Consider the following 25,993-nt stretch of genomic DNA (forward strand, 5'->3'; position numbering starts at 1 on the left):
ATTGTAGCATCGGCGCCCCCGGCCTGATGCGCGGCAGGGGGCCAGGCAGGCACTTGTGGTATGAATACGTTTCACGCGCGCGGGAGGCGGCATGGGCAGGACGGCGATGGCGGTGCTGATGTGGTGGCTGGCCCTGGCGGTGCAGGCGGCGCCGCTGCGCTTGCCGGCGGGGAAGGGGAGCGTGGCGGATGGCGGCTCCGTCACGGCTGCCGCGCAGGGGGCGCTGATACGCTACCGGGGCTGGCTGCTGGCCGTCGATGGGGCGGCTTCGGCCGATCGTCCCGACGTCGTGCTGACGTCGGCGCATGCGCGCCGTGCGCCCCGCGTGCAGGCCGCGGCCACGCAGCATGACTTGCCGCTGTGGTCGTCGTTCGAGCTGGTCAAGGGCGGCACGCGCCTGCGCATCACGGCCTTGCCGGGGCCAGGCGAGGCGCCCGCGCTGCTGCTCGATGTGGGCGACGGCGATTACCGCATCGTGATTCCCGCCGCCCCCATTGCCCGGCAAGACTATGCCGCGCTGGCGCAGCGTTTTCCCGGCGCCGACCTGGCCCTGCTGCTGGAACAGGGGCGGCGCGTGATGCTGCCGCTGGGACGTGCAGGTGCGCAGGTGTTTGGTGCGGAGCAAGCCGTGCCTTTCCGCTTTGCCAAGGTCAGGCGCTAGCAAGGCGCCGGTAAAGCGCCAGGCGAAAAAAAGCCACTCCCGGGGGAGTGGCTCAGGCGACAACCGCCCGTTGCCGGGCTTATTCGTTGTTGTTATCCGCGAATTACTCGGCGCCCATTTCTTTCAGCAGGTTGTCTGCGTGGTCGATGTGTTTCATGTTCCACAGCATGTAGCGCAGGTCGACCTGGATCGAACGGGTGTTGGCCTTGTTGTAGTCCCAGTCGGAAATGATCGAGTCCAGCGTGCCGTCGAATGCCAGGCCGATGAATTCGCCTTTCGCGTTCAGGGCCGCCGAACCGGAGTTACCGCCGGTGATGTCCAGGGTGGCCAGGTAATCGACCGGCACGGTTTTCAGCTTCGGATCGACAAATTTGCCGAAGTCCTTGGCTTTGATCGCGGCCAGTTGTTTCGCTGGTGCATTGAACTCGCCTTCGCCCGTGGCCTTGGCCACCACGCCGTTGACGGTGGTGAACGCGGTCCAGGTGGTGCCATCGGCGCCATGGTCACGGCCGGCCACTTTGCCGAACGTTACGCGCAGGGTGCTGTTGGCGTCAGGATAGACGGCTTGGCCCTTGCTCTTCATGAAGGCAATTTTTGCTTTCATGTAGTTGGCGTAGCTTTGCTGGATCTTGCCTGCCAATTCTTCGTCTTCCGCTTCGTTTTTCAGCGAATCCGGATACATGGCCACGGCGGCATGGATGAAGCTGTCCTTGCTGGCCTGGAATTCGGCTGGCGTGCGTTTCAGCCAGGCTGCGCGCTCGGCCTTGTCGGCCAGCTTGCTGCCGGCATACAGTTTGTCCAGGGCTGCAGCCAGATCCGCTTGCGACATGCCATCCTTGATGCCGATGGCGGCGTCGAAGCTGGCGCGGCGTTGCGCGGCCGGCTGGGCGGCGTACTTGGCCAGGCTGTTCAATACCAGCGCCTTGTCGACTTTTTCATCGTAGGTGCGTTCGACCGACGTGATGCCCGCTTCCAGGCGTGGCAAGTCGCGCGACTGGTAGCCGGACTTGCGTTCCGTGTCGGCCTTGGTGCTCTCGTTGGCCAGGCGGTACAGGCTGCGCGCCGTGTTCAGCAGGCGTGGCTGTGCGTAGCCGAGGAAGAAATCGCGCTTGATGTCCGCATCGCGCTCGGCGATCAGTTTTTCCACCTGCTCGATGTCGCCGGCAAATTCCGCCTTGCGTGCCGGATTGGCGTTGACCCAGGTTTTCAGCGCTTCATGTTCCGCCGTCTTGCGGGCCAGGAAATCGCTGCCCGCGTACGAGTCCAGCATGCCCTGGCGGTTCTTGTAGTAGTTGTTCACGCCGGCCACCTGGCCCGCGTATTTCAGGGCAACATCCTTGTTGTCCTTGGTTTCGCGCGCGATGATGGCCAGGGTTTCGCCCGATGCCTTCACGAAGGCCGGGTAGTTCCAGTCAAACGTGAACGCCACTTCCGATGGCAGGCGGTGGCGGTTGGTGCGGCCAGGGTAGCCCAGCGCCATGACGAAATCGCCTTCCTTCAAGCCATCCTTGGCCAGTTTCAGCACGTGTTTCGGCTGGTACGGCACGTTGTCCTTGCTGAAGTCGGCAGCTTTGCCGTCCTTGCTGACGTAGGCGCGGTAGAAACCGTAGTCGCCCGTGTGGCGTGGCCACATCCAGTTGTCGGTGTCGCCGCCGAACTTGCCCACGCCGGCTGGCGGTGCATGCACCAGGCGCACGTCGCGGATTTCCAGTTGCTTGATCAGGTAGAACTCCAGGCCGCCGTAGTAGCTCGACACGGTGCAGCGGAAGCCCGCTTCTTTTTCGCATGCGGCCACCAGTTGCTTCTGGTTTTTCTCGATCGCGTCGATGCGCGCCTTGCCTTGCAGCTTGGCCACTTCCGGCGTGATGATCTTGTCGCTGACATTGGTCACGGCCGAGGTAACGAAGATGCGGCTGCCCGGGGCGGCCGGCAATTCTTCAGCAAAGGTCTTGGCCAGGAAACCGTTGGCCAGCAAATCGCGCTCTTTGGTCGAGTTCACTGCCACGCTGTTGTAGACGCAGTGGTGGTTGGTGGCAACCAGGCCTTGCGGCGAGACGAACGACGCCGAGCAGCCGCCCAGGCTGACGATGGCGCCCATCGGGAACTCGGTCAGTTTGGTGAGGGTGGTCGGGTCCAGTTTCAGGCCGGCCGCTTTCAATTCCTTGGCTACTTGTGGCAGCTGTTGTGGCATCCACATGCCTTCATCGGCGTGTGCGAAGTTGCTCAGGATGGCGAGCGCGATTAGAGATTTTTTCATTCGAGTTCTTGTCTTTTACATGGTGGGAAGTCGGAATCAGCGTGCGTACCCAGTGGTTTTCTCAGCGGGCGACCTAGAGTATCCGTTTCGAAGTGTGACTAGTCAATGACATTTTCCGCTGGGTATGTTAAGAATTGATGCATTAAAGGAAATATTCCATGCGCTGTCACGGGGCTATTCAGGCTGCCAAGCCGCATGTTGCCGTGCTGGCGACTGTGGTATTGTCCAGACAATTGTTTCGGCGATAATAAAATGGCCGGGCGCTTGCGCGGCCCGGCCAGTGTGCGATGGTGCGCTGGTTTAAGCGTCAGCGTATTTTGCCGCGACGCAAGAGATTCACGATACCCAGCAGTATCACGGCGCCCAGGAACGAGACCAGCAGCGAGGACAAGCTGAAGTTGTCGCTATTGATCGTGCCCGTGCCAAACAGGGGCGCCAGCAGCCAGCCGCCCAAGAAAGCGCCCACAATACCGACGACGATATTGAGGAAGATGCCCTGTTGCGCATCGGTTTTCATGACCATGCTGGCCAGCCAGCCGATGACACCGCCAATAACGATCCAGATAATGAAATTCATGTAATCCTCCGCGCGATGGTAAGGGGGTTCTTCATGTCAGAAAGGCATCATGCCAGCTGATAGTGATGCCGCACGATAGAAAAGTCCAGTGGATTCGTGCGCCCCATGCAAAAGCCCGCCTGGCTGCGGGCAGCGAGGCGGGCTTGCTTTGTAGCACAGTGCCGTTTAATCGGCCTTGATGGCCTCGACCTGGATGGCCAGTTTGACTTCCGGCGAGAAAGCCGGCAGGCCGTAGTTCAGGCCAAAGTCGCTGCGCTTGAATTCGGCCGTGGCGTCGGCGCCGCACACTTCCCGCTTGTAGCGCGGGTGCATGATGCACTTGAATTTGCTCACGTTCAGCTTGACGGGCTTGGTCACGCCCAGCAGGGTCAGCTCGCCGTCGACTTCCACCAGCTGGTCGCCGTTGAACTTGAACGACTTGCTCTTGTAGCTGATTTCGGGGAATTTTTCCACGTTGAACATGTCCGCTTTTTTCGCGTGCGTGTTCATGGCGTCGAGGCCGAAATCGATGGAGTCGGCATCGATGACCAGGTCCAGGCTGCCCGTCTTGGCGGCGCGGTCCAGGGTCACGGTGCCCTTGGTCTTGTTGAACTTGCCGCGCCACACGGACATGCCCATGTGATCGGCCTCAAAGCTGGGGAAGGTATGCGTCGGGTCGAGGTTGTACGTCTCGGCGGCGGCCATGGCCGAACCCGCGCCGGCCGCTGCCAGCACGGCGATCATCAAGTGCGAAAATTTCATGCAGATCCTAAAGGGTTGTGGGATTGTTTTTGCTAACGTCTGAAAAACGTTCAGGACAAGGCGTCTTGCCGAAGGCAGTACGCACGTACAAGGTGGACAACCCGGCAAGAGATCCCCGTCATGCACGTTTTCTCAGGCTTTACTGCGCGGCGACGTGGAATTTGATGGTGACCTCATCGGCGACCATGCTCGTGTCTTTCCACTCGCCTTCGCCGATGTTGTAGGTCAGGCGCTTGATGGGCAGGGCGCCGTCGAAGGTGTATTTGCCGCCGTCGGCTTTCACCGTCAGCGGGAAGGTCACGTCGCTGGTCTTGCCTTTGATGCTCAGCTTGCCTGTCACCGTCAGCTTGCCTGCACCGGCGGCCTTGATGCTGCTCGAGACAAAAGTGGCTTTCGGGAACTGGGCGGAATTGAACCATTCTTTCTTGGCCACTTCCTTGTTGTACTCGGGGTCGCCGATATCGATGCTGGCCGTTTCGATGTCCACCGATGCTTTCGAGGCGTCCGGCGTGGCCGGGTTGTAATCGATGGCGATATTGAATTTCTTGAACTTCGCTTCCACGGGCACGTTCATTTGCTTGAACACGGCCGAGACGCTGGTCTTGGCGGGATCGACTTTCAGCAGGGTGGCGGCGGTGGCGGCCACGGACAGGCCCAGCAGGGAGGCGAGGACGATGCGTTGGGTGGTTTTCATCTTGTTTTTTCCTGGAGTTTCAGTGGGCAAGGGTAAGTCGGTATCAGGGCAGCATGCGCTTGAGTACGCCGTCGCGGTCGATGAACTGGTGCTTCAGCGCCGCCAGTACGTGGGCAGCCACGGCGGCAGCCATCGTCATGTTCAGAACATAATGAATTTCTTTTAAAAGTGGCTTAAGTTCCGGGTCCGGCGCCATGAAGACGGGCAGCTGGAACAGGCCCAGGTAGACCACCGGCACGCCGGCGGCCAGGGTGTACAGGTAGCCGGAAATGGGCACGGCGAAGATCAGGATGTACAGCAGCACGTGCATGGCGTCGGCCGCCTTCTTTTGCCAGGCAACCATGCTGGCCGGATGCGGCGGCGGCACGTTGGCCTTGCGCCACAGCAAGCGGATGGCGGCGATGGCCAGCACGGTCACGCCCAGCCATTTATGCCACGAGAAATATTTGAGCTTGGTGGGCGTCAGGCCGGGAATATCGACCATGACCAGGCCCATGATGAAGGCGCTGATGATCAGCAAGGCCGTCAGCCAGTGCAGGATGATGGCGGTAGTGGTGTAGCGTTGCATCGGCGGGGCTTTCTTGAAAGTAGTACGTATTAGGACTAATTCGGCCTAATATACCAAAGAAAAGCAAATTGCGTTGCGTGCTGCAGATTCTACAAGAAAGCGTGGCAGAAAAACCGCGGGGCGGGCAGCATTTGTATGCTGGCCGCCCCGTGCACCGGTGGCGCATGGCCCCGGATGTGGAAACTACGTAAAACTTAAATGGCTTTGGCCAGCTGCGCCGCGATGCCGATGTAGTTCGCCGGCGTCATGGTCAGCAGCACGTCCTTGGCATCTTGCGGGATGGCCAGGCCGTTGACGAAGGTTTGCAGCGCCTCTTTCGAGATGCCCTTGCCGCGCGTCAATTCCTTCAGCTGCTCGTACGGATTTTCGATGCCATAGCGGCGCATCACGGTTTGCACGGGCTCGGCCAGCACTTCCCAGGTGGCGTCCAGGTCTTGCGCCAGGCGCGCGTGGTTTACTTCCAGCTTGTTCAGGCCGCGCAGGCAGCTGTCATAGGCCAGCAGGGTGTAGCCCAGGCCCACGCCGATGTTGCGCAGCACGGTCGAGTCGGTCAAGTCGCGCTGCATGCGCGAGACAGGCAGTTTTTCCGACAGGTGTTTCAGCACGGCGTTGGCCAGGCCCAGGTTGCCTTCCGAGTTTTCGAAGTCGATCGGGTTGACCTTGTGCGGCATGGTCGACGAACCGATTTCGCCCGCTTTCAGTTTCTGCTTGAAGTAGCCCAGCGAGACATACGTCCAGATGTCGCGGTTCAGGTCCAGCAGGATGGTGTTGGCGCGCGCGAAGGCGTCGAACAGCTCGGCCATGTAGTCGTGCGGCTCGATCTGGATGGTGTACGGATTGAACACCAGGCCCAGGCGCTGTTCGATGACGGCTTGCGAGAACGCCGGCCAGTCGAAGCCCGGGTAGGCGGACAAATGGGCGTTGTAGTTGCCGACGGCGCCATTCATCTTGCCGAGGATTTCCACTTGCGCGATGCGTTTCACGGCGCGCTGCAGGCGCGCCACGACGTTGGCAAATTCCTTGCCCAGGGTGGTCGGGCTGGCCGTCTGGCCGTGCGTGCGCGACAGCATCGGCACGTCCGCATTGTCGTGCGCGATTTGCGTCAGCTTGGCCACCAGGCCGTTCAATGCCGGCAGCATCACGCCATCGCGGGCGGCCTTGAGCATCATGCCGTGCGAGGTGTTGTTGATGTCTTCCGAGGTGCAGGCGAAGTGGATGAATTCCGATGCCGCCACCAGTTCCGGCACGTCCGCCACTTGTTCCTTCAGCCAGTACTCGACGGCCTTGACGTCATGGTTGGTGACCGCTTCGATGGCCTTGATGCGGGCCGCGTCGGCTTCCGAGAAGTCGGACGCCATCTTCTCGAGCAGGGCATTCGCTTCTGCCGAGAATGGCTTGATTTCGGCGAAGCCGGCTTGCGACAGGGCTTGCAGCCAGGAGATTTCCACTTTCACGCGGTGGTGCATGAAACCGGCTTCGGACAGGATCGGGCGCAGCAGATCGGTCTTGCTGGCGTAGCGGCCATCGAGCGGAGACAGGGCCGACAGCGTGGAATACGGAGTAGTAGAAGTCATGAGAGCGGACGCAAGTTAAGGAAACGGTTGGCGTGTGGCGCGCGGGGAGGGTGGCGCTGGCGTGAGCGCGATCATGGTGGCGCACCACGATAAAGGGCGATTTTACCACTGCGCGGGCTGGCTGGCCCGTGAAAGGGCCGTTTTGGCGGCGAATCCGCGCGTGATGCGGCCTGCTTGCCACAGCCTGCGCCAGGTCATCCGCGCGCTGCCAAATGCGCCTGCCGCCGATGCTATACTGGGCGTTGCTCCTTCACCTTAAAGTATCCATGAAACTGATCGGTTCCCTCGCCAGCCCATATGTCCGCAAAGCCCGCATCGTGCTGGCGGAAAAAAAGCTCGACTATGTTTTTGAGCTGGAAAACGTGTGGGTGCCGGAAACGCGCATCGCCCAGGCCAATCCGCTGGGCAAGGTGCCCTGCCTGGTGATGGAAGATGGCAGCGCGCTCATCGACTCGAGAGTCATCGTCGAATACCTCGACACGCTCACGCCCGTGTGCAAGCTGCTGCCGGCCGGCGGCAATGGCCGCGAGCGGGCCGACATCAAGAACTGGGAAGCGCTGGCCGACGGCATCCTCGACGCGGGCGTGCTGGTGCGCCTGGAGCGCACGCAGCGCCCGCCGGAACAGCAGAGCGCGGCCTGGATCGCGCGCCAGCTGGACAAAGTCACCCTGGGCCTGGCGGCGCTGGAAGCGCGCCTGGGCGAGAGCGCGTATTGCGCCGGCAAGAACTACACCCTGGCCGACGTGGCCGTGGGCTGCACCCTGGGCTGGCTCAGCTTCCGTTTCCCGGAAATCGACTGGCGCGCCGACCATCCCGCGCTGGTGCGCCTGTTCGACAAGCTCTCCGAGCGCCAGTCCTTCAAGGATACCGTGCCGCAGTAAAGGCGGGGATGTAAAAAAACCGGCCATTGCCGGTTTTTTTTATGCCCATGCAGGCATTAAATCATGTGATAAAACCGTCGCGGGCGGAAGGATGAGGTGGCCGAGAAGCACAACCGTACTGTGGTACGGTGAGTGAGCATCGCAGGCCGCCCATGCCGACGCGCGGCCAGTTTTATCCGGTGTCATTACTCCTCGACGGCCATCTGGCTTTGCAGGTAGTTCTGGATGCCGACCTTGGCGATCAGGTCGATCTGCGTTTCCAGCCAGTCGATATGCTCTTCCGTGTCTTCCAGGATCATCAGGAACAGGTCGCGCGACACGTAGTCGCCCGCTTTTTCGCAGGTGGCGATGCCTTCCTTGACGGTCGCGTGCGCGGCGCGTTCCAGTTTCAGGTCGCATTCCAGCATTTCCGGCGTGTTCTCGCCGATCAGCAGCTTGTGCAGCGCTTGCAGGTTGGGCAGGCCGTCGAGCATCAGGATGCGGTCGATCAGCTTGTCGGCGTGTTTCATTTCGCCGATCGACTCTTCGTATTCCTTCTTGCCCAGCTTTTCCAGGCCCCAGTGCTTGTACATGCGGGCATGCAGGAAATACTGGTTGATGGCGGACAGTTCGTTGGTGAGCTGTGCGTTGAGCAAGCGGATGACTTCTTTATCGCCCTTCATGGGATTTCCTTTGTTCTGTGTTGCGTTCGATGATGAAACCGGAGGCTGCTGGCGGCCACTGCCGGGTGGCGAAGGGCTGCCTGGTGGCGCGCAATTGCCGGTCTCGCTATGCCCGCATGATAGCGCAAAATGTGGGCGGTTTTTGCTGCGAAACGGCGTTTTTCCGTCTTTTTAACGTAAATATCGTGCGAATAAAACCCATTCTCAAGTAAATCGCCACACTTTCCCGTTTTTTATTTGTTAAGGCAAATGGAGGCCATTCTCATTCGCGTTTCTGCTGTCTTTTTTGCATGTGCTGCACGCCTGCGCGGCCCGCTGGAAAAGGCGGCAAATGTTTGCGCCGTTCTTGCCTTTATGTCTTCTTGGCCGCTGGCGGCGATGCGATAATCCCTGGGGAACTCACTACAAAGGAATGCAAGATGATGCTGCACATACCTGGCGTGCTGACGCCGGAACAGGTCACGCACTTTCGCCAGCGCCTGGCGCAAACGGACTGGGTCGACGGACGCGCCAGCGTGGGCGCGCAGGGTGCGCAAGTCAAGCGCAACCGCCAGCTGGCGGAAGGTTCGCCGCTGGCGCTGGAGCTGGGCGAGATCGTCAGCCGCGCGCTGATGGCCAATCCGCTGTTCTTCTCGGCCGTGCTGCCGCTGCGCATCCTGCCGCCGTTCTTCAACAGCTACGCTGGCGGCGAGCACTACGGCCTGCATATCGACGGCGCCATCCGCACGCCGAAAAACGGCATGCAGTCGATGCGCGCCGACGTCTCGTCCACCGTCTTCCTGAGCGAGCCGGACGAATACGAGGGCGGCGAGCTGGTGGTGGTCGATGCGTATGGCACGCATGAAGTGAAACTGCCGGCCGGCGACGTGATCGTGTATCCGTCGAGCAGCGTGCATCAAGTGCTGCCCGTCACCAGCGGCGAGCGCATCTGCTCATTCCTGTGGACGCAAAGCATGGTGCGCGAAGACTGGAAACGCAGCATGCTGTTCGAGCTTGACCAGAATATCCAGAGCGTGCGCGGCGAGCATGGCGATTCGCCGGCCACGGTGGGATTGACGGGGCATTATCACAACCTGCTGCGGATGTGGGCGGAGATGTAAGACAGGGGGCAGTCGCTGCGCGAGCGGAATGCGCCCGATTGGGGCCCATTCCCCCTGCGGTCTGACCCCGGACAAAAAAAAGTCTGCCTGGCCCGGGGATGTAGGCTGGCAGACTGAAACAAGCAAATCGCTTGACTAAAAACAGGTCGGAAAACAGGGCGCAAAAAAGCAAGCAGGGCACACGGTGCGATGCTTGCGGGCTGGCAGCGGCGCAGGGCGCCGCCGTGGGCTAGCTCAGTTGGAAGGTCAGCGGCACGAGGACGTACACCGGCACGGCTTTGCCGTTTTCCACCATCGGCTTGAACAAGGCGCGTTGCGCAGCCTGGCGGCCTGCTTCGTCGAGGTTGCTGTAGCCGGTGGATTTATGGATCAGGATTTGCTCGGGCAAGCCTTTTTCATTGATCAGGATACGCAGCACCACGGTGCCGCTCTCGCCCAGGCGGCGCGACAGGTTCGGGTAGATCAGTTGCGGCGCCTTGATGTATTCCACGCTGCTGACGGTGCGCGGCGTCGCGGGGGCCGGCGGCGATGGCGCCGGTGCCGACGGCGCCGTTGGCGCGGCCGTGGCGGCAGGCGCCGCTTCGGAGCGCGTCGGCTGCGGCGGCGTGATCGTCGGTTCGCTCGGCGCCACGGCGATCAGCGGCAGTGGCGGGATGACGGCGCGCGGCACGGGCGCGCTCAGTTCCACGGTTTTCGGCACGGCCGGTGCCGGCGGTTTCGGCGGCGCTGGCGGAGCGATGATGCTGATGGTGGTGATGGTCGGGATGGTGGCCGAGACGACACGGCTCAGCAAGCCGCTCTGGATCGCGTAGAAGCCGGCGATATGCAGGACGACGATGGCCATCAGTGGCACGAACTTGCTGCGCTTCTTCTCGAAACCGGCAAATTGTTCCACGGCCTGCACCGTTATGGGCGGGGGCATCATCGTCATGGCATTCATCACTTTCCTTAGTTTGTCAGTACAGCCCGCATCAATACGGTTTCTTGCAGCACGACGCTGGCGCTCAGGTGATCGTTCAGCACTTCGCGTGCACAGGTATGGCATTTGCCGCAGCACGTGGCCACGCCCAGGTCGCGGCGCAGTTCGGCCATGCTGGACAGGCCAAGATCGACGGCTTGACGGATTTCACGATCAGATATGTTGTTGCAGACACATACAATCATTGATGCACCTTCTGGCTGGAGGATAAAAACACACTAGTGCCGCGAAGCATTATTGCTAGTGTTTTAATGAGAATCATTATCATTACGTTTCATTGTCGCGCAAAGTGCAGGACAATGCAAGCGATTTTGATGAAACGTGTGGCTGCAGGCGGCCTGGCGCGGCGCGGCGGCAGGGGCCGGAAATGCCCTGCGCGCGAATGACAAAGCCCTTGACGGCGGTGGCTCTCCGGGCTAAATAAAAACTATTCGCATTCATGTTTATAATGCTGGTATTGTCTCGGACGGTCGCCGTCTGGACATAATGAAAGGCCGCTTGTCGGTAATGCGCAACAGTTGCGTTTTACCTCACAACACTGATCGCAATTGTCCTGCGCCTGGCGCGGCAACTTGTTCCGGTGTTCTTAATTTGAACGGATTTTGCTCATGACTCTAGTTCCACCCTTGATGACGCTCGACGCGCTGGCAGTCGGCCAGAGCGGCACGGTGTTGCATATCACGCCCCACGCGGCCGGACAGACGGAGGACGGCGTCGATCTGGCCCGCCGCCTGATGGAGCTGGGCTTCGTTCCCGGCGAACGCATCCGCATGCTCAAGCGCGGCATTCCCGGTGGCGACCCGCTCGCCATCAAGGTCGGCAATGCCACCTTCGCACTGCGCCGCTTCGAAGCGGCGCTGATCACGATTCAACCGTTGACTCAACCGGAATGACCATGGGCGCTGTAGAAACGATCGTCGATGCGGGCGTGCACCAGCCGCCGCATCAGCCACAAATTGCCTTGCTGGGCAATCCGAATTGCGGCAAGACCGCCCTGTTCAACCGTTTGACGGGCGCGCGCCAGAAAGTGGCGAACTACGCCGGCGTGACCATCGAGCGCAAGGAAGGCCATTTCACCTCGCCGGCCGGCAAACCCGTGCGCGTGCTCGATCTGCCGGGCGCCTACAGCCTGTCCGCCACCACGCCCGATGAAGCCATCACGCGCGACGTGGTGGGCGGGCTGCGCCGCGGCGACCCGCGTCCGGACGCCATCGTCTGCGTGGTCGATGCCACCAATCTGCGCCTGAACCTGCGCCTGGTGCTGGAAGTCAAGCGCCTGGGCCTGCCCATGCTGCTGGCCTTGAACATGACGGACGTGGCGCGCAAGCGCGGCATGCTGATCGACACGGCCAAGCTGTCGGCCGAACTGGGCATGCCCGTGGTGGAAACCGTGGCGGTGCAGCACGATGGCGAAAAAGCCCTGCTGGACGCCATCGACGCCATGCTGCCGCTGCCGGCAGTCGACGCCAAGCCGCTGGCGGCCATCGACGCCGTTTCCGTCGAAGAAACCCAGCGCGAAGTGCGCCGCATCCTGGCCGCCGTCAGCAATGACGCGAGCGACAAAGGCAATCTGACGGAAAAGATCGACGACGTGGTGCTGCATCCCGTGGTCGGCCCCCTCATCCTGACGGTGCTGATGTTCCTGATTTTCCAGGCCGTGTTTGCCTGGGCCGCCACGCCGATGGAAATGATCACCGATGGCGTGGGCCACCTGGGCGCCGTGCTGACGGCGAACATGCCCGACGGCCATCTGAAGAGTCTGCTGGTGGAAGGCATCATCGGCGGCGTCGGCAGCGTGCTGGTATTCCTGCCGCAAATCCTGATCCTGTTCTTCTTCATCCTGGCGCTGGAAGACTGCGGCTACCTGCCGCGCGCGGCCTTTTTGCTGGATCGCCTGATGGGCGGCGTGGGCCTGTCCGGCCGCGCCTTCATCCCGCTGCTGTCGAGCTTTGCCTGCGCCATTCCCGGCGTGATGGCGGCGCGCACCATCCAGAACCCGCGCGACCGCCTGGTCACCATCATGATCGCGCCGCTGATGACGTGTTCCGCGCGCCTGCCCGTGTATGCGCTGATCATCGCCGCCTTCATCCCCGAGCGCGAAGTGTGGGGCTACCTGAGCCTGCAAGGCCTGGTGCTGTTCGTGCTGTACTTCGCCGGCATCATCTCGGCCATGGCCGTGGCCTGGGTCATGAAGCGCGGCATGGGCGTGCGCGGCAACCAGCCGCTGATGCTGGAACTGCCTGCCTACCACTGGCCGCATTTGCGCAACCTGGCCGTCAGCCTGTGGGAACGCGCGAAGATCTTCCTCACGCGCGTCGGTACCATCATCCTGAGCCTGATGATCATCCTGTGGTTCCTCAGCACCTTCCCTGGCGCACCGGACAACGCCATCCACCCGCCGATCTACTACAGCCTGGCCGGCATCCTGGGCCGCGGCCTGGAAGTGATCTTCGCGCCGATCGGCTTCAACTGGCAGATCTGCATCGCGCTGGTGCCGGGCATGGCGGCGCGCGAAGTGGCCGTCGGCGCACTGGGCACCGTGTACGCCCTGTCGCAGACGGGCGATGCGCTGGCCTCGACCCTGGAGCCGCTGATCGCCCACTCGTGGTCGATGGCCACCGCGCTGTCCCTGCTGGCCTGGTACGTCTTTGCGCCGCAGTGCCTGTCGACCCTCTCCGTGGTGAAACGCGAGACGGGCGGCTGGCGCTATCCGCTGCTGATGGCCGGCTACATGTTCGCGCTGGCGTATGCCGCCTCGTTCATCACGTACCGCGTCGCCCTGTTGCTGGGCGCTTAGGAGAAAACCATGTGGCAAACCCTCATCGTCGCCCTCATCGTCGCAGCCGCGCTGCTGCATTTTTCGACCAAGTACCTGCCGGCCGGCGTGCGCCGCGCCATCGTGCGGGGCCTCGTGCGCTGCGGTCTCGACGAGGCGAAGCTGTCGGCCTTCTTCAAGGTGGCGCCCGGCTGCGGCAGCGGCTGCGGTTCCTGCGGCTCCTGCGACAGTCCGCCGCCACCGTCCGCCGCGCCGCCCGCGGACGGCAGCAGCAAGCGCGTGATCCTGATGCAGGTGCAGCGCCAGGACTGACGCAGATCTAGCCACGGGCGCGTCCCTGGGCTACACTCGGCTTTCCGTATGGAAAGGAGTGGCAATGGCGATACTGTTGATCTTCATGTTTTTGTTTGCCGTCGCCACCTGGCTGCTGGCCAGCCGGCGCGGCCGCCATGGCGGCGTCTGGTTCGGCATCGGCCTGTTCCTCGGACCGTTTGCCTTGCTGGCGGTGGCGGCCCTGCCGCCCGTGACGGCGCGCTGACCCTGTATTAAAAAAACCCGCAAGCGCGGGTTTTTTTACGCCTGCTCGCCCGCGTGGCGCAGCCGGTACTGGCGCGGCGAGCAGGCCATGACGCGCTTGAAGGCGTGGCTGAAGGCGCTGTCGGAATCGTAGCCCAGCGCTTGCGCGATCAACGTCACTGTCGCGGCACTGTCCTTCAGGCGCCGCGTGGCCAGGCGCATGCGCCAGCGCAGCAGGTAGCCGAGCGGCGTCACGCCCACCCGCGTCTTGAAGTGCAAGGCAAAGGCGGAGCGCGACTGCCCCGCGACGGCGGCCAGTTGCGGCAAGGTCCAGCGCCGCGCCGGCTGCGCGTGCATGGCCTCGATGGCGGCGCGCAGCCGTGGATCGGCCAGGGCGAACAGCCAGCCCGCCGGGTGCGAGGCCTGCGCTTCAAGATATTGGCGCAGCATTTGCAGCAGCATCATGTGGCCCAGGTGGCGCGTCATCAGCGCCGCGCCAGGCGCCGTCGCCTGCAGTTCCTGCGCCAGCCGTTGCAAGGCCCAGTGCAGCACGCTGGCCTGGTCCGTGTCGCCGCGCACGTGCAGCAGGGGCGGCAGGCAGTCGAGCAGGATGGCCGCTTCGTCGCCAAAGTGGAAGCGGCCGCCAATGAGGAAGAAATCGTGCTGCGGCGCGCCGTGGCGGGCCACGCCCTGCTGCGCGTGCCGGTACACTTCCAGCGCTGGCGCGGCCGGCAAGCCGGGCGTGCTGGCCAGCGTGAACGCGCGTCCCGGCGCCAGCAGGAAGCAGTCGCCCGTCTGCAGCGGCAGGGGCGCGTCGATGCCCGCGACCGTCAGCCAGCAAGCGCCTTCGATCACGGCGTTGAACTTGATGCCGTCCGGCGGCGGAAAGTCGATGGCCCAGTCGCCGCCCGCCTTCAGGCCGGCAAAGTAGGAGCTGCGCGTATCAAACAGCGAGAGTACATCGGAGAGCAAATCCATGGCGAGGGCAATTCTGGACGGTGGCGATAGTAATGAAGATTTTACGCCATTCACAGTCCAGAAATGTCCGCGCAAAATAAGCATGTCGCCAGCCATCCCGCGCTGGCCACCCACATGCAGAGGCAGACATGACATACGGCGATCACAGGCAAATTCCCCTTCATTCCGGCTTCGGCGCGGCCACGACCGCCAGCGAGGTGTTGGCTGGCCGTAACCTGTCCGGCGTGCAGGCCATCGTCACGGGCGGCGCGTCGGGCCTGGGGCTGGAAACGGTGCGCGTGCTGGCTGGCGCTGGCGCCAGGGTGCTGGTGCCGGCGCGCGACCAGCATCAGGCCCAAGCTGCCCTGGCCGGCATGGCTGGCGTGGAGGTCGCGGCGCTCGATCTGCTCGATCCGCAATCGATCGACGCATTCGCGGCTGCCTTCCTTGCCACCGGCCGCGCCCTGCACCTGCTGGTGAACGGCGCCGGCATCATGGCCACGCCCTTGCTGCGCGATGCGCGTGGCTACGAGGCGCAGTTCGCGACGAATCACCTGGGACATTTCCAGTTGACGGCGCGCCTGTGGCCAGCCTTGAGGCAGGCGCGCGGCGCGCGCGTGGTGTGCGTGTCGTCGCTGGGACACCGGCAGGCGGGCGTCGACCTGGATGATCCGCATTTCCTGCGCCAGCCGTACGACAAATGGCGCGCGTATGCGCAGTCGAAAAGCGCCAATGCGCTGTTTGCCGTGGAACTGGACCGGCGCGGCGCGGGGCACGGCGTGCGCGCCTACTCGCTGCATCCGGGCGCCATCCTGACGCCGCTGGTGCGCCACCTGGACCAGGATGATTTGCGCAGGGTGGGGGCGCTCGATGATGATGGCAAGGTGAACCCGCCGCCGCAGTCGGGTTTCAAGAATGTGCCGCAGGGAGCGGCCACCACCGTCTGGTGTGCCACCAGCGCGCAGCTTGAGGGCATTGGCGGCGTGTATTGCGAGGATGGCGATATCGCCGCGCTGGTGCCCGACGACAGCACGGGGCCGGGTGTGCGGCGCTGGGCCATCGATCCCGTGCAGGCACGCCGGCTATGGACGCTGAGCGAGCAGATGACATGCCTGCGCTTCGATTGCGGCGCCGCATAAAAAATGCCGGGCGGCGCCCGGCATGTACGGGAGGGGGCGTGGCTTTACGCCTTGCCCACCAGCTTCTCCACCACGGGCGCCAGCGCCGCCGGGCGGCAGCCGAAGGCGGCCAGGCGGCCTTGCGCATCGGGCGCCAGGTCCAGGTCGTAGGGCAAACGGCCCGCCACCAGCCACAGTTTGTCGTGCGGCAGGGCGTCGACCAGGCGGCGCTGGCCGTCGACGAACATGGCGTTATACGTCTGCAGCACGATCTGCTGCGCGCCCTGGGCAAAGGCGATGGCCTCGTTGACCTCGTCGTCCAGCGCTTCGGCCGACAGCGCATATTCGCGCACGTCCAGGCCCGCCTCCTGCAGCGCCGGCAGCATGGAGCTGCGCGCTTCCTTGTTGCGGCCCAGCGCCACTTCGTCGATCTCGCTGCGCGAGCGCACTTCCACCGTCAGCAGGGTCACGGGCAGGCTGGCATCGAGCGCGCGGTAGTCGCCCTGCACGCGCAAGGCCGCCTTTTGCAGCAGCTGCGACAGGGCCATGGCGGCCGGCTGCATCAGCGCCGGCGGGGCGACGGGGCGTTCGCGCCAGTCGCGCACGGCGCGGTTGCGCTTGAGTTCAGCCACGCGGGCAAGCGCCGCGTCGATGCGCGTCATGGCGATCTCGCCGCGTTCCACGGCGGCGATGACGGCGTCGATGGCGGCCGTCTGCTGCGCTTCGCGGTGCGAAATGAGGACGATGTCGGCGCCCGCCTGCAGGGTGGCGATGGCGCCCTTGGGGATGCCGATGCCGTCGGCGATGGCCGCCATTTCCAGGCAGTCGGTGATGACCACGCCCTGGTAGTTCATTTCCCCGCGCAGCAGGTCCGTCAGCACGCCTTTCGACAAGGTGGCCGGCACGCTGGTGTCGGCCTCGAAGGCGGGGAAGACCACGTGCGCCGTCATGATGGCGTCAACGCCGCCGGCAATGGCCGCGCGGAAGGGCGCCAGTTCCACGGCGCGCAGGCGCTCCTTGTCGTGCGGCACGAGGGCCATGGCGTAGTGCGTGTCGATGGCCGTGTCGCCGTGGCCGGGGAAATGCTTGGCCGTGACGGCCAGGCCGCTGGCGCGCTGGCCGCGCATGGCGGACATGCCGTATTCGATGACGGTGTCGGCATCTTCGCCATACGCGCGCACGCCGATGACGGGGTTGTTGCGGTTGTTGTTCACGTCCAGCACGGGCGCGAGCAGCATGTTGATGCCGACCTGGCGCATCTCGTCGCCGCTGATCTGGTTCATGCGCTCGCAGTCAATCGGCGAGCCGGCGGCCTGGAAGGCCATGGCGGCGGGAATCGGCGTGACGCCCTGCTCGATGCGCATGACCATGCCGCCTTCCTGGTCGATGGAGATGAGCAGCGGCGTGTCGGACACTTCCGCGTTGATCTCTTGCAGTTCGCGGCACAGGGCCGACACTTGGGCCGGCGTGTGCACGTTGCGGCGGAACAGGATCACGCCGCCCACTTTCTTTTGCCGTATCAAGGTCTTGATATGCTCGTCCGCCTGCAGGGCGTCAAAGCCCACCATGAACAACTGTCCTACTTTTTCGCGCAAACCCTGCTCCATGCTGCAACTCCTCCGGTATTCATTGTGATGATGGCAGACGTATTGTGGCCCGCGATGCCGCAGCGTGGCGGTGAGCGGAAAAGCTGCCTTGTTGTGTACTTGTTTTGGTATTGTATTGGATTCAGATTTTTGCGCAAGTGGTTATTAAGTGGTATTGCTCCACTGCCCCACCTGCGCAACGACGCCGTCAATCCAGGCGCTTGAACGACGCCGCCTGCGCCTTGGGCCAGTACAGGCCGAATACGGGCGGCAGCTGCGGCAGCTGGCTCGGGTCGAGCAGCTGGCCCGCTTCCAGGAAGGGCAGCAGGGCGGAGACCAGTTTCACCTGGTTCGGTGAAATGCGCCGCACCAGGTGGTGCGGGCGCAGTTCCTGCGGGTGTGCCAGGCCGGCGGCGGCGATCAGTTCGGCCAGCGCCTTCATGGTGTTCTGGTGGAAGTGCGCCACGCGCTCCAACTTGTCTTCCACCACCAGGGCGCGCTGGCGCTGCGGGTCCTGCGTGGCCACGCCCGTCGGGCAGCGGTCCGTGTGGCAGCTTTGCGACTGGATGCAGCCCAGCGCGAACATGAAGCCGCGCGCCGAATTGCACCAGTCGGCGCCCAGCGCCAGCAGGCGGGCGATATCGAACGCCGTGATGATCTTGCCCGAGCAGCCGATCTTGATCTTGTCGCGCAGGTTGGCGCCCACCAATGTGTTATGCACCAGCACCAGGGCTTCCTGCAGCGGCGTGCCCACGTGGTCCGTGAATTCCACGGGTGCGGCGCCGGTGCCCCCTTCGCTGCCGTCGACGACGATGAAATCGGGCGTGATGCCGGTGGCCAGCATGGCTTTCACGATGCCGAAAAACTCCCACGGGTGGCCGATGGCCAGCTTGAATCCCGTCGGCTTGCCGCCCGACAGGGTGCGCAGGCGCTCGATGAAATGCAGCATTTCCAGCGGCGTGGAAAAGGCGCTGTGCGCGGCCGGCGAGACGCAATCCTCGCCCACCATCACGCCGCGCGTGGTGGCGATCTCGATGGTGACTTTCGGCCCGGGCAGCACGCCGCCGTGGCCCGGCTTGGCGCCTTGCGACATCTTCAGCTCGATCATTTTCACTTGCTCGGAACTGGCGTTGGCGATGAAGCGCTCCTCGGAAAAGGTGCCGTCCTGGTTGCGGCAGCCGAAATAGCCGGAGCCGATTTCCCATACCAGGTCGCCGCCGTGCTCGCGGTGATAAGGGCTGATGCTGCCTTCGCCCGTATCGTGCATGAAGCCGCCGCTGCGCGCGCCGCCGTTCAGGGCCAGGATGGCGTTGGCCGACAGGGCGCCAAAGCTCATCGCCGAGATATTGAAGACGCTGGCCGAATACGGTTTGGCGCGCGGGCAGTCCGGATGGTTGCCGATCTCGATGCGGAAGTCGTGGCCCGTCACCTTGGCGGGAGCGATGGAATGGTTGATCCATTCATAGCCCGCTTCATACACGTCGAGCTGGGTGCCGAACGGGCGCTTGTCCGTCTGCTCCTTGGCGCGCTGGTAGACGATGCTGCGCTGGCTGCGCGAGAACGGCGTCGCTTCCGTGTCGCTTTCGAGGAAGTACTGGCGGATCTCGGGGCGGATGCTTTCGAAGAGAAAACGGAAGTGGGCGAGGATGGGGTAGTTGCGGCGCAGGGCGCGCTTGGTTTGCAGCAGATCGCTGACGCCCAGCAGGGTTAGCGCGCCGGCCAGCACGGGCAGCCAGTAGTGATCGTAGTAAAACAGGGACAGGACAAAGATGGCGGCCGTCGCAATGAAGGTCAGGTAGCGAAATGGTACTAGGTGCATGGGCACTCCGGTGAAGTCAGACTGATATTGCTGAGTGTACCGGTGATTTGTGGATCTTGCTGATTGGGCAGGTGTACTGCTGGAGCGACGCTATCCATACGCGCGACACCTGACCAAACCGTAGCGAGCCGGTGAGCATCGCCGGCCGCAAAGCGCAACGCGCAGTAGGTTTGGTCAGGTGTTCACCGCTGTGCGGCGCGGATGCGCGCGACGCGTTCCGCGCTGGCCGGATGGCTCGACAGATAGGGCGTGTCGCTATCCAGTTTGCCCAGCGCGACAAACACCTGCGCCAGGTGTTCCAGGGGAATGCCGTTCTGGCGCAGCATGGCGATCGCGTAGTCGTCCGCTTCGCGCTCGACATCGCGCGAATACTTCAGGTCCAGCAGCAGCGGCGGCAAGGTCGCCACCACCGTCGAGACGTCGCCGAACAGCAGCGCCGCGCCGGCGCCCACTGCCGAGGTCTGAATCAGCCGCCGCGTCAGGTGGCGTTGCTGCAAGTGCCCCAGCTCATGTGCCAGCACGCCCATGATGGCTGCATCGTCGGGCATCAGCGCCACCATTTCATCCGTCAGCACGATGTCGCCGGACGGCAGGGCGAAGGCGTTCGGGCCGATCTTACTTTTGCGAAAAATGATGCGGTGCGCGGGCACGCTGTCGCCCGGCGTGGCCAGGCGGGCGAACTGCGCGCGCAAGGCTTGCTGGCGTGCCGCGTCGAGCTGGCTGGCGGCGAACACGTGCCGGTCGAGGAAGTCGAGCACGCCCTGGCCCAGCTGGCGCTCGACGGACTGGGGAATCGCATAAGCCACGCCCTTCGCCGCCACGGGCAGCAGGTACTGATAGCTGAGCCACAGGGCCAGCACCGTGGCTAGCAGGGCCAGCATGGCGCCACGCCAGCTTTGCTGCAGCCGCACCACCCAGCCGTCGCGGTGGCCCGTGTCGTGCAGCAGGGCGTTGAAGGCGGCCTGGTCGGCGATTTCCAGGTAGGCGCCATCGGGAAAGCTGACCTTGCGCGCGGCGTGGCTGCTGCGCTCGGACACGTGCAGCTGGCCCAGCGGGCAGCTGCGCTCGATATCGCCGGCCAGCACGGCCATGCCATCGCGCACGCTCAAGGTGACGTGGTACAGGCGCGAACTCTGGCCGTCGAAATAGCGCGCGGCCAGCGCGGCGCCCGTGTCCTGTTGACCGAGCGTCATGCTACAGCGACAGGTCGAAGTCCAGCAGGTCGACCACGCCTTCGCCTGTGGCCGACACTTGCTCACCGGTGGCGGCGACAAACTCATCGAGGCTGCCGTGCACCAGCAGCGACGTCGCTTCCAGGCGGTACTTCAGCCAGCGCACGTGGGCGAACGGCGAAAACAGGCCCAGGGTGACGACGATGCCCAGCAGGTTGGTCAGCATGATGAAGGTGGTGCGGCCCCAGGTCAGCTGCGACTGGAACTGGTGCTGCTGCAGGCGCGTATGGTTCCAGATCAGGTTCTGGATCATGGTGAGGAACAGCGGCAGCACGATGAAGAGCCAGGCGTACAGGGCGGCCACGGCGCCGAAGATGCTGCCGGCCTTGGTGACGTCGTTGGCATTGGTGGCAAACGTGGCGAAGACGCTGGCGAAGACGATAAAGATCAGCACCAGGAAACCGGCCAGCAGCAGGGCGAAGAACAGCAGATACGTCTTGTAGAAGCTGCCGACGCTGGCGTTGAAGCTGAAGTTGCTGGTGCCGAAGCGGCTGTGCGTATGCTGGAAGCGCTTCACGCGCTGGTGCAGGAACGGCGTCATCAGGCCGCCCGTGAAGGTATTCAGGATGGGTAGCCACAGGAAATACTTGTAGGCTTCCTTGGCGCTGCCGCCAAAGCCGAAGCGGATGCCGCGGTAGCTGGTGTTGTACAGCTTGAATTGCAGGCTTTTCCAGACCAGCCAGGGCAGCACGGCCATCATCAGCACCAGCATGACCAGGCCGATGACGGGCGAGACCTGGAAGGCGATGTTGTAGCCGCCGATCAGCACCAGCGCCGCGATGCGTCCCTTCAGGATGGCGACGGCATTGCCATGGTATTCGAAGCTGCTGCCCGCCAGGTGGGTGCTGGAATAGAAATAACGGTTGCGGCGCACCTTGGCCCAGGCGGAATAAATGCCCAGGGTGACGATGCTCAGCAGCAGGTTGACGATCCAGATACGGAAGTATTCGCTGCCGGTGGCGCTGAAGGTGATGGCTTCGCGCTTGGCGCTGTTGTTGTTGACGTCGACATCCACGGGGGTAGATCCTTACTTATTGGAAACAAAACAAGATAAAGGATTACTGAAAAGTTATCAATTGAAACTACTATTTTTCGCAATTTTTCATGGATTTCGCTTGCCTCGCCGCAATGGCGCTGCCCCGGCTATACTGGAACTCAACCATCGCTTAACGGGAACCGCCATGATCATCGTCCACCATCTGAACAATTCGCGCTCGCAGCGCGTGCTCTGGCTGCTTGAAGAGCTGGGGCTCGAGTACGAGGTCAAGCGCTACCAGCGCGACCCGAAAACCATGCTGGCGCCCGCATCGCTGAAGGCCGTGCATCCACTGGGCAAGTCGCCCGTGATCACGGATGGCGCCAACACCATCGCCGAATCGGGCGCCATCATCGAATACCTGCTCGAGCGCTACGGCAACGGCCGCCTGGTGCCGGCAGCCGGCACGCCGGACAAGCTGCGCTGGACCTACTGGCTGCATTTCGCGGAAGGCTCGGCCATGCCGCCGCTGCTGATGAAGCTGGTATTCGACAAGATCGAGGCGTCGCCCATGCCATTTTTCGTCAAGCCCATCGCGCGCGGCATCGCCAGCAAGGTGAAGCAGACCTTCATCATGCCGAACATCAACAGCCAGCTGGCCTACATGGAAGCGGAGCTGGAAAAAGAAAAATGGTTTGCTGGCAATGAGTTCTCGGCGGCCGACATCCAGATGAGCTTTCCGCTGGAAGCGGCCGCTTCGCGCGGCGGACTCGATGAACGCCAGCCGAAATTGACGGCCTTTTTGCAGCGCATCCACGCGCGGCCGGCCTACCAGCGGGCGCTGGAAAAAGGCGGCCCGTACGATTTCGCCAAGTGAGAGCGCCTAAGCAAACCTGCTGCGCGTCGCGACTTGCGGCCTGCGATGCTCACCGGCTCGGCGCCCCCGTACAGAGTACGGTTGCGCTTCTTAGCCACAATTCACTTCCGCTCGCTACGGTTTTGTTCGGCGTTGTGACGTTGCGTAAAACCTGCCAAGCGGAATTGGCCGGCAATAGTGCTTGCGCCATACGGTAAAATGATCGATTCAACCAGTATCCACTTACCGCATGGCCAGACTCCTCGCTATCGACGGCTTGAATATCGTACGCCGCGTCTACGAAGCCAGTCCTGAACCCGATTCCGACCTGAAGGCGGAGATCGCGCTGCGCCATGCGCTGTCGTCGTTCCGCACCCTCATCAACGACCACGAGCCGACGCACATCCTGCCGGCCTTCGACTTTGGCGGACCCACCTGGCGCCATGCCCTGTATGCGGGCTACCGCGAGGGGCGCCAGCCCATGCCGCAAGTGCTGCGCGACGCCTTGCCCGGCTTTTACGCCACCCTGGCCGGCTTCGGCATGCACGTGGTCAGCATTCCCGAAGTCGAGGCCGACGACGTGATCGGCACGGCCGTCATGCGCTGGCTGCACGAGGGCCGCGGCGCGGCCGTCATCGCCACCACCGACAAGGATTTGCACGGCCTGATCGCCCACGGCGCGCTGGTGTGGGACCATTTCAAGGGCGTCTGGCACGACCACGCCTGGGTCGAGACAAAGTTCGGCGTGCCGCCGGAACTGCTGCCCGATCTGCTGGCGCTGATGGGCGACGTCACGGACAGCATTCCCGGCGTATCGAAGATCGGCTTGAAAACGGGGGCGAAACTGTTGCGCGCCTACGGCAATATCGATGCCGTGATGGCCGGCGCGGGCATTTTGCCCGGCGCGCTGGGGGAAAGCCTGCGAAAAGAGCGGGAAATACTGTATCTTTCAAGAAAGCTAGTGGAACTCAAAACCGACGTGACTCTGGGCGTGACCTGGAACAAGCTGGTCTGGGAGAAGTGACACCTGGCGCAAGACAAGAACAATCAAGCAAGGGAAGTAAATCATGATGTTAAAGGCAGTCCTGATCGATAGCAGCGCCGTGGCGCGCGGCCTGCTGAACACGGTCCTGACCGACGGTGGCTACGATGTCTGCGGCCAGACGCATACCAGCGCGCTGGGACTGGCGCTGCTGGTCAAGCATCGGCCGCATTTCGTGTGTATCGCGCGCGAACAGGTGGAAGATGGCACGAACGTGGTGCAAACCATCCGCGAGCAGTATCCGAAGACGCTGATCTTCATGATCTCGGGCGGCATCGACGCCGCCTCGCTGCAGGCGGCGCACGCCATGGGCGTGTCCGGCTTCATCGTGAAACCGTTCATGGCCGACACGGTGCTGAAAACCGTGCGCAACACGGTGATCGCCATGGTGCGCAAGCAGCAGGCCCTGGCCGCTGCCGCGCAGGGCAACTCCTAGACGCTGCTCACGCCTGTGGCGCTGGCGATGATGCCGCCACCGAGGCACACGTCGCCGTCGTACAGCACGGCCGACTGGCCCGGCGTGACGGCCCATTGCGCCTGGTCGAACGCCAGGCTGAAGTGTTCATTCCCGTCCGGCAGCAGCTGGCAGGCCACATCGGCCTGGCGGTAGCGCGTCTTGGCGGACAAGGCGCCCGCCTGCGGCGCCACGCCCGCGATCCAGCTGGCCTGGTCGGCCGTCAGGGATTGCGACAGCAGCCACGGATGGTCATGGCCCTGCACCACGTACAGGGTGTTGTTGGCGATATCCTTGCGCGCCACGTACCAGGCGTCGCTGCTGCCGTCCGCGTTCTGGTACGACTTCACGCCGCCGATGCCGATGCCCTTGCGCTGGCCCAGGGTATAGAAACTCAGGCCCACGTGTTCGCCCACGGTCTTGCCGTCGGCCGTCTTCATGGGGCCCGGCTTGTACGACAGGTAGCGGTTCAGGAATTCGCGGAACGGGCGCTCGCCGATAAAACAGATGCCCGTCGAATCCTTCTTTTGCGCATTCGGCAAGGCCAGCTTTTCGGCGATCTGGCGCACTTGCGTCTTCGGGATTTCACCGAGGGGAAACAGGGTCTTGGACAGCTGCGCCTGGTTCAAGCGGTGCAGGAAGTAGCTTTGGTCCTTGCTGGCGTCGACGGCTTTGAGCAATTCGAAGCGGCCCGCATCCGTCGGAGCCTGGCGCACGCGCGCATAGTGGCCCGTGGCGATCAGGTCGGCGCCCAGGGTCATGGCATGGTCGAGGAAAGCCTTGAACTTGATTTCGGCGTTGCACAGCACGTCCGGGTTCGGCGTGCGGCCGGCCTGGTACTCGCGCAGAAAATCGGCGAAGACGCGGTCCTTGTATTCGGACGCGAAATTGACGGCCTCGATATCGACGCCGATGACGTCGGCCACGCTGGCCGCATCGATCCAGTCCTGGCGCGTGGAGCAGTATTCCGAATCGTCGTCATCTTCCCAGTTTTTCATGAACAGGCCGATGACTTCATAGCCTTGTTCCTTCAGCATCCATGCCGCGACCGAGGAATCGACCCCGCCCGACATGCCGATAACGACTTTCTTCTTGCTCATCTTGCTTTCCAGTTACTTTTAGATAATGTTGCCATGCACGCGTCTAGGCGCTATTAAAAACAGACGCATGCGTGTGCAGCAGGGCCAGCGGCGCGCGCCGGCCGGCCAGGTATTCGTCCACGCACTGCAGCACCAGGGGGCTGCGGTGGCGTTCCTGGCACGCCGCCAGTTCATCGCGCGTCATCCACAGGGTGCGCAGGATGCCTTCGTCCAGCGGGCGGTCATGCTCGGCGCCGGCCGTGCCGCAAAAGGTGAAGCGCAAATATGTCACGTCCTCGCCCGTGCGCAGCGACTGATAGCGCGACATGTACATGCCGACCAGTGCCGTGGGGATGAAATCATAGGCAGCTTCTTCCAGCGTTTCGCGGATCACCGCCTGCTCCAGCGACTCGAACGGGTCGAGGTGGCCGGCTGGTTGATTGATCTTGATGCCTTCGCTGGTCTCTTCTTCAATCAGTAAAAACAGGCCATCGCGCTCGACGATGGCGGCAACGGTGACAGAGGGTTTCCAGATTCTCGGCATGATTCCATCCTTGAAAGAGCCGACATTTTATCTTGTTCTGCGCGCGCGGTTTGAAGCCGGCCTTTTGTTGCGCGGACATATTGATAAATGACAACGTTTTAGCAAATAGCGGTGGGAGGTACTTACGTCTTTCCCGGGGCGCGCACTAGCATGGGGGCTGGTGCGGCAAGATGGCAGGAAACGCCCGCTAATATAGGCTTTCCCCGTGGTCAAAACAAGCGCGCACGTGCAGTGGACTGTGGTGAGATTGACACACCTTTCCCACAATATGGTCGCCGCGCCGCATGGTGAAACGAATGTTGTTGTAACGGGGAAATTAGTGTCGTACGACTAAAAGTTGCTGC

The 25,993-nt window shown here is 63.0% G+C and carries 27 protein-coding genes; 11 read left to right on the forward strand and 16 right to left on the reverse strand.

Annotated features, from left to right (window positions below; all coding sequences use genetic code 11):
- The first annotated feature begins 91 nt into the window (after positions 1–91).
- Positions 92–661 carry a hypothetical protein gene (locus tag ACZ92H_RS07760; RefSeq protein WP_131373294.1) on the forward strand — a complete coding sequence of 190 codons (570 nt, stop codon included), beginning with the start codon at positions 92–94 and terminating at the stop codon, positions 659–661.
- Between the two features lie 103 nt (positions 662–764).
- Here the strand turns inward: ACZ92H_RS07760 and ACZ92H_RS07765 are convergent, their stop codons facing one another.
- The 6 genes from ACZ92H_RS07765 to purB form a co-directional block, all read right to left on the reverse strand.
- Positions 765–2,918, reverse strand: a complete 2,154-nt coding sequence (locus tag ACZ92H_RS07765; protein WP_465048898.1) for a S46 family peptidase — start codon at positions 2,916–2,918, stop codon at positions 765–767.
- A gap of 307 nt (positions 2,919–3,225) precedes the next feature.
- Positions 3,226–3,495 (reverse strand): GlsB/YeaQ/YmgE family stress response membrane protein, encoded by a 270-nt coding sequence (locus ACZ92H_RS07770; RefSeq protein WP_071075198.1) that lies wholly within the window; start codon positions 3,493–3,495, stop codon positions 3,226–3,228.
- Between the two features lie 165 nt (positions 3,496–3,660).
- Entirely contained in the window at positions 3,661–4,236 is a 576-nt protein-coding gene (locus ACZ92H_RS07775; protein ID WP_131373296.1) for a YceI family protein, read from the reverse strand.
- Between the two features lie 139 nt (positions 4,237–4,375).
- Entirely contained in the window at positions 4,376–4,930 is a 555-nt protein-coding gene (locus ACZ92H_RS07780; RefSeq protein WP_131373297.1) for a YceI family protein, read from the reverse strand.
- A gap of 43 nt (positions 4,931–4,973) precedes the next feature.
- The gene (locus ACZ92H_RS07785) at positions 4,974–5,498 is read right to left on the reverse strand and encodes a cytochrome b (RefSeq protein WP_131373298.1); all 525 of its coding nucleotides are present in this window, start codon (positions 5,496–5,498) and stop codon (positions 4,974–4,976) included.
- A 194-nt stretch (positions 5,499–5,692) separates the two neighbouring features.
- Positions 5,693–7,072 (reverse strand): adenylosuccinate lyase, encoded by a 1,380-nt coding sequence (gene purB / locus ACZ92H_RS07790; RefSeq protein WP_465048899.1) that lies wholly within the window; start codon positions 7,070–7,072, stop codon positions 5,693–5,695.
- A gap of 266 nt (positions 7,073–7,338) precedes the next feature.
- Between purB and ACZ92H_RS07795 the strand changes: the two genes are divergently transcribed.
- A complete protein-coding gene (locus ACZ92H_RS07795; protein WP_131373300.1) occupies positions 7,339–7,953 on the forward strand; it encodes a glutathione S-transferase N-terminal domain-containing protein in 615 nt (204 codons plus the stop codon).
- 185 nt (positions 7,954–8,138) lie between these two features.
- Here ACZ92H_RS07795 and bfr read toward each other — a convergent pair whose 3' ends face one another.
- Positions 8,139–8,615 (reverse strand): bacterioferritin, encoded by a 477-nt coding sequence (gene bfr / locus ACZ92H_RS07800; RefSeq protein ID WP_092802915.1) that lies wholly within the window; start codon positions 8,613–8,615, stop codon positions 8,139–8,141.
- A 419-nt stretch (positions 8,616–9,034) separates the two neighbouring features.
- Here bfr and ACZ92H_RS07805 point away from each other — a divergent pair, with 419 nt between their 5' ends.
- Positions 9,035–9,715 (forward strand): Fe2+-dependent dioxygenase, encoded by a 681-nt coding sequence (locus tag ACZ92H_RS07805; protein WP_131373301.1) that lies wholly within the window; start codon positions 9,035–9,037, stop codon positions 9,713–9,715.
- Positions 9,716–9,944: 229 nt separating this feature from the next.
- Here the strand turns inward: ACZ92H_RS07805 and ACZ92H_RS07810 are convergent, their stop codons facing one another.
- Entirely contained in the window at positions 9,945–10,646 is a 702-nt protein-coding gene (locus ACZ92H_RS07810) for an energy transducer TonB (protein WP_131373302.1), read from the reverse strand.
- A gap of 17 nt (positions 10,647–10,663) precedes the next feature.
- The gene (locus ACZ92H_RS07815) at positions 10,664–10,879 is read right to left on the reverse strand and encodes a (2Fe-2S)-binding protein (RefSeq protein WP_092802909.1); all 216 of its coding nucleotides are present in this window, start codon (positions 10,877–10,879) and stop codon (positions 10,664–10,666) included.
- Between the two features lie 423 nt (positions 10,880–11,302).
- Between ACZ92H_RS07815 and ACZ92H_RS07820 the strand changes: the two genes are divergently transcribed.
- The 4 genes from ACZ92H_RS07820 to ACZ92H_RS07835 all read left to right on the forward strand — a co-directional run bounded on the left by ACZ92H_RS07820 (position 11,303) and on the right by ACZ92H_RS07835 (position 14,008).
- Positions 11,303–11,587: a FeoA family protein gene (locus tag ACZ92H_RS07820; RefSeq protein ID WP_092802906.1), complete on the forward strand. Its 285-nt coding sequence runs from the start codon at positions 11,303–11,305 to the stop codon at positions 11,585–11,587.
- A gap of 2 nt (positions 11,588–11,589) precedes the next feature.
- A complete protein-coding gene (gene feoB, locus ACZ92H_RS07825; protein WP_465048900.1) occupies positions 11,590–13,491 on the forward strand; it encodes a ferrous iron transporter B in 1,902 nt (633 codons plus the stop codon).
- A gap of 9 nt (positions 13,492–13,500) precedes the next feature.
- Positions 13,501–13,782 (forward strand): hypothetical protein, encoded by a 282-nt coding sequence (locus ACZ92H_RS07830; RefSeq protein ID WP_131373304.1) that lies wholly within the window; start codon positions 13,501–13,503, stop codon positions 13,780–13,782.
- Between the two features lie 64 nt (positions 13,783–13,846).
- Positions 13,847–14,008 carry a hypothetical protein gene (locus ACZ92H_RS07835; protein WP_465048901.1) on the forward strand — a complete coding sequence of 54 codons (162 nt, stop codon included), beginning with the start codon at positions 13,847–13,849 and terminating at the stop codon, positions 14,006–14,008.
- 35 nt (positions 14,009–14,043) lie between these two features.
- Here the strand turns inward: ACZ92H_RS07835 and ACZ92H_RS07840 are convergent, their stop codons facing one another.
- Positions 14,044–14,964, reverse strand: coding sequence for an AraC family transcriptional regulator (locus tag ACZ92H_RS07840; protein WP_465048902.1), 921 nt, complete (start codon positions 14,962–14,964; stop codon positions 14,044–14,046).
- 128 nt (positions 14,965–15,092) lie between these two features.
- Here ACZ92H_RS07840 and ACZ92H_RS07845 point away from each other — a divergent pair, with 128 nt between their 5' ends.
- Entirely contained in the window at positions 15,093–16,082 is a 990-nt protein-coding gene (locus tag ACZ92H_RS07845; protein ID WP_465048903.1) for an oxidoreductase, read from the forward strand.
- A 44-nt stretch (positions 16,083–16,126) separates the two neighbouring features.
- Here the strand turns inward: ACZ92H_RS07845 and nagZ are convergent, their stop codons facing one another.
- The 4 genes from nagZ to ACZ92H_RS07865 all read right to left on the reverse strand — a co-directional run bounded on the left by nagZ (position 16,127) and on the right by ACZ92H_RS07865 (position 21,713).
- Positions 16,127–17,668, reverse strand: a complete 1,542-nt coding sequence (nagZ, locus tag ACZ92H_RS07850; RefSeq protein WP_465048904.1) for a beta-N-acetylhexosaminidase — start codon at positions 17,666–17,668, stop codon at positions 16,127–16,129.
- Between the two features lie 187 nt (positions 17,669–17,855).
- The gene (locus ACZ92H_RS07855; protein WP_465048905.1) at positions 17,856–19,466 is read right to left on the reverse strand and encodes an FMN-binding glutamate synthase family protein; all 1,611 of its coding nucleotides are present in this window, start codon (positions 19,464–19,466) and stop codon (positions 17,856–17,858) included.
- A 182-nt stretch (positions 19,467–19,648) separates the two neighbouring features.
- A complete protein-coding gene (locus tag ACZ92H_RS07860) occupies positions 19,649–20,659 on the reverse strand; it encodes a M48 family metallopeptidase (protein WP_465048906.1) in 1,011 nt (336 codons plus the stop codon).
- Between the two features lies 1 nt (position 20,660).
- Positions 20,661–21,713: a YjgN family protein gene (locus tag ACZ92H_RS07865; RefSeq protein ID WP_465048907.1), complete on the reverse strand. Its 1,053-nt coding sequence runs from the start codon at positions 21,711–21,713 to the stop codon at positions 20,661–20,663.
- A 166-nt stretch (positions 21,714–21,879) separates the two neighbouring features.
- On the opposite strand from ACZ92H_RS07865, the gene ACZ92H_RS07870 reads away from it, so the two are divergent.
- The 3 genes from ACZ92H_RS07870 (at position 21,880) to ACZ92H_RS07880 (ending at position 24,008) form a co-directional block, all read left to right on the forward strand.
- Complete coding sequence (locus ACZ92H_RS07870; protein ID WP_465048908.1) at positions 21,880–22,551, forward strand: glutathione S-transferase; 672 nt, start codon at positions 21,880–21,882, stop codon at positions 22,549–22,551.
- Positions 22,552–22,780: 229 nt separating this feature from the next.
- Complete coding sequence (locus tag ACZ92H_RS07875) at positions 22,781–23,554, forward strand: 5'-3' exonuclease (protein WP_465048909.1); 774 nt, start codon at positions 22,781–22,783, stop codon at positions 23,552–23,554.
- Positions 23,555–23,600: 46 nt separating this feature from the next.
- The gene (locus ACZ92H_RS07880; RefSeq protein ID WP_092803097.1) at positions 23,601–24,008 is read left to right on the forward strand and encodes a response regulator; all 408 of its coding nucleotides are present in this window, start codon (positions 23,601–23,603) and stop codon (positions 24,006–24,008) included.
- Here the strand turns inward: ACZ92H_RS07880 and mnmA are convergent.
- Both mnmA and ACZ92H_RS07890 read right to left on the reverse strand, forming a co-directional pair.
- Positions 24,005–25,126, reverse strand: a complete 1,122-nt coding sequence (gene mnmA, locus ACZ92H_RS07885) for a tRNA 2-thiouridine(34) synthase MnmA (RefSeq protein ID WP_131373313.1) — start codon at positions 25,124–25,126, stop codon at positions 24,005–24,007. The genes ACZ92H_RS07880 and mnmA overlap by 4 nt on opposite strands.
- 43 nt (positions 25,127–25,169) lie before the next feature.
- Positions 25,170–25,649 (reverse strand): NUDIX hydrolase, encoded by a 480-nt coding sequence (locus ACZ92H_RS07890; protein ID WP_131373314.1) that lies wholly within the window; start codon positions 25,647–25,649, stop codon positions 25,170–25,172.
- Positions 25,650–25,993: the final 344 nt, after the last annotated feature.

It is taken from the genome of Janthinobacterium foliorum (assembly GCF_978021625.1).

Excerpts from the sequence above, each read along its gene's own strand:
- ACZ92H_RS07880 (WP_092803097.1), top strand. The coding sequence starts at position 23,601 with ATGTTAAAGGCAGTCCTGATCGATAGCAGCGCCGTGGCGCGCGGCCTG.
- ACZ92H_RS07810 (WP_131373302.1), bottom strand. The coding sequence starts at position 10,646 with ATGACGATGATGCCCCCGCCCATAACGGTGCAGGCCGTGGAACAATTT.
- ACZ92H_RS07830 (WP_131373304.1), top strand. The coding sequence starts at position 13,501 with ATGTGGCAAACCCTCATCGTCGCCCTCATCGTCGCAGCCGCGCTGCTG.
- ACZ92H_RS07840 (WP_465048902.1), bottom strand. The coding sequence starts at position 14,964 with ATGGATTTGCTCTCCGATGTACTCTCGCTGTTTGATACGCGCAGCTCC.
- ACZ92H_RS07795 (WP_131373300.1), top strand. The coding sequence starts at position 7,339 with ATGAAACTGATCGGTTCCCTCGCCAGCCCATATGTCCGCAAAGCCCGC.
- ACZ92H_RS07870 (WP_465048908.1), top strand. The coding sequence starts at position 21,880 with ATGATCATCGTCCACCATCTGAACAATTCGCGCTCGCAGCGCGTGCTC.
- ACZ92H_RS07875 (WP_465048909.1), top strand. The coding sequence starts at position 22,781 with ATGGCCAGACTCCTCGCTATCGACGGCTTGAATATCGTACGCCGCGTC.
- ACZ92H_RS07820 (WP_092802906.1), top strand. The coding sequence starts at position 11,303 with ATGACTCTAGTTCCACCCTTGATGACGCTCGACGCGCTGGCAGTCGGC.
- ACZ92H_RS07765 (WP_465048898.1), bottom strand. The coding sequence starts at position 2,918 with ATGAAAAAATCTCTAATCGCGCTCGCCATCCTGAGCAACTTCGCACAC.
- purB (WP_465048899.1), bottom strand. The coding sequence starts at position 7,072 with ATGACTTCTACTACTCCGTATTCCACGCTGTCGGCCCTGTCTCCGCTC.
- ACZ92H_RS07785 (WP_131373298.1), bottom strand. The coding sequence starts at position 5,498 with ATGCAACGCTACACCACTACCGCCATCATCCTGCACTGGCTGACGGCC.
- mnmA (WP_131373313.1), bottom strand. The coding sequence starts at position 25,126 with ATGAGCAAGAAGAAAGTCGTTATCGGCATGTCGGGCGGGGTCGATTCC.
- ACZ92H_RS07805 (WP_131373301.1), top strand. The coding sequence starts at position 9,035 with ATGATGCTGCACATACCTGGCGTGCTGACGCCGGAACAGGTCACGCAC.
- ACZ92H_RS07835 (WP_465048901.1), top strand. The coding sequence starts at position 13,847 with ATGGCGATACTGTTGATCTTCATGTTTTTGTTTGCCGTCGCCACCTGG.
- ACZ92H_RS07890 (WP_131373314.1), bottom strand. The coding sequence starts at position 25,649 with ATGCCGAGAATCTGGAAACCCTCTGTCACCGTTGCCGCCATCGTCGAG.
- ACZ92H_RS07845 (WP_465048903.1), top strand. The coding sequence starts at position 15,093 with ATGACATACGGCGATCACAGGCAAATTCCCCTTCATTCCGGCTTCGGC.
- ACZ92H_RS07775 (WP_131373296.1), bottom strand. The coding sequence starts at position 4,236 with ATGAAATTTTCGCACTTGATGATCGCCGTGCTGGCAGCGGCCGGCGCG.
- ACZ92H_RS07815 (WP_092802909.1), bottom strand. The coding sequence starts at position 10,879 with ATGATTGTATGTGTCTGCAACAACATATCTGATCGTGAAATCCGTCAA.
- bfr (WP_092802915.1), bottom strand. The coding sequence starts at position 8,615 with ATGAAGGGCGATAAAGAAGTCATCCGCTTGCTCAACGCACAGCTCACC.
- ACZ92H_RS07760 (WP_131373294.1), top strand. The coding sequence starts at position 92 with ATGGGCAGGACGGCGATGGCGGTGCTGATGTGGTGGCTGGCCCTGGCG.
- ACZ92H_RS07855 (WP_465048905.1), bottom strand. The coding sequence starts at position 19,466 with ATGCACCTAGTACCATTTCGCTACCTGACCTTCATTGCGACGGCCGCC.
- ACZ92H_RS07860 (WP_465048906.1), bottom strand. The coding sequence starts at position 20,659 with ATGACGCTCGGTCAACAGGACACGGGCGCCGCGCTGGCCGCGCGCTAT.
- ACZ92H_RS07770 (WP_071075198.1), bottom strand. The coding sequence starts at position 3,495 with ATGAATTTCATTATCTGGATCGTTATTGGCGGTGTCATCGGCTGGCTG.
- feoB (WP_465048900.1), top strand. The coding sequence starts at position 11,590 with ATGGGCGCTGTAGAAACGATCGTCGATGCGGGCGTGCACCAGCCGCCG.
- ACZ92H_RS07780 (WP_131373297.1), bottom strand. The coding sequence starts at position 4,930 with ATGAAAACCACCCAACGCATCGTCCTCGCCTCCCTGCTGGGCCTGTCC.
- nagZ (WP_465048904.1), bottom strand. The coding sequence starts at position 17,668 with ATGGAGCAGGGTTTGCGCGAAAAAGTAGGACAGTTGTTCATGGTGGGC.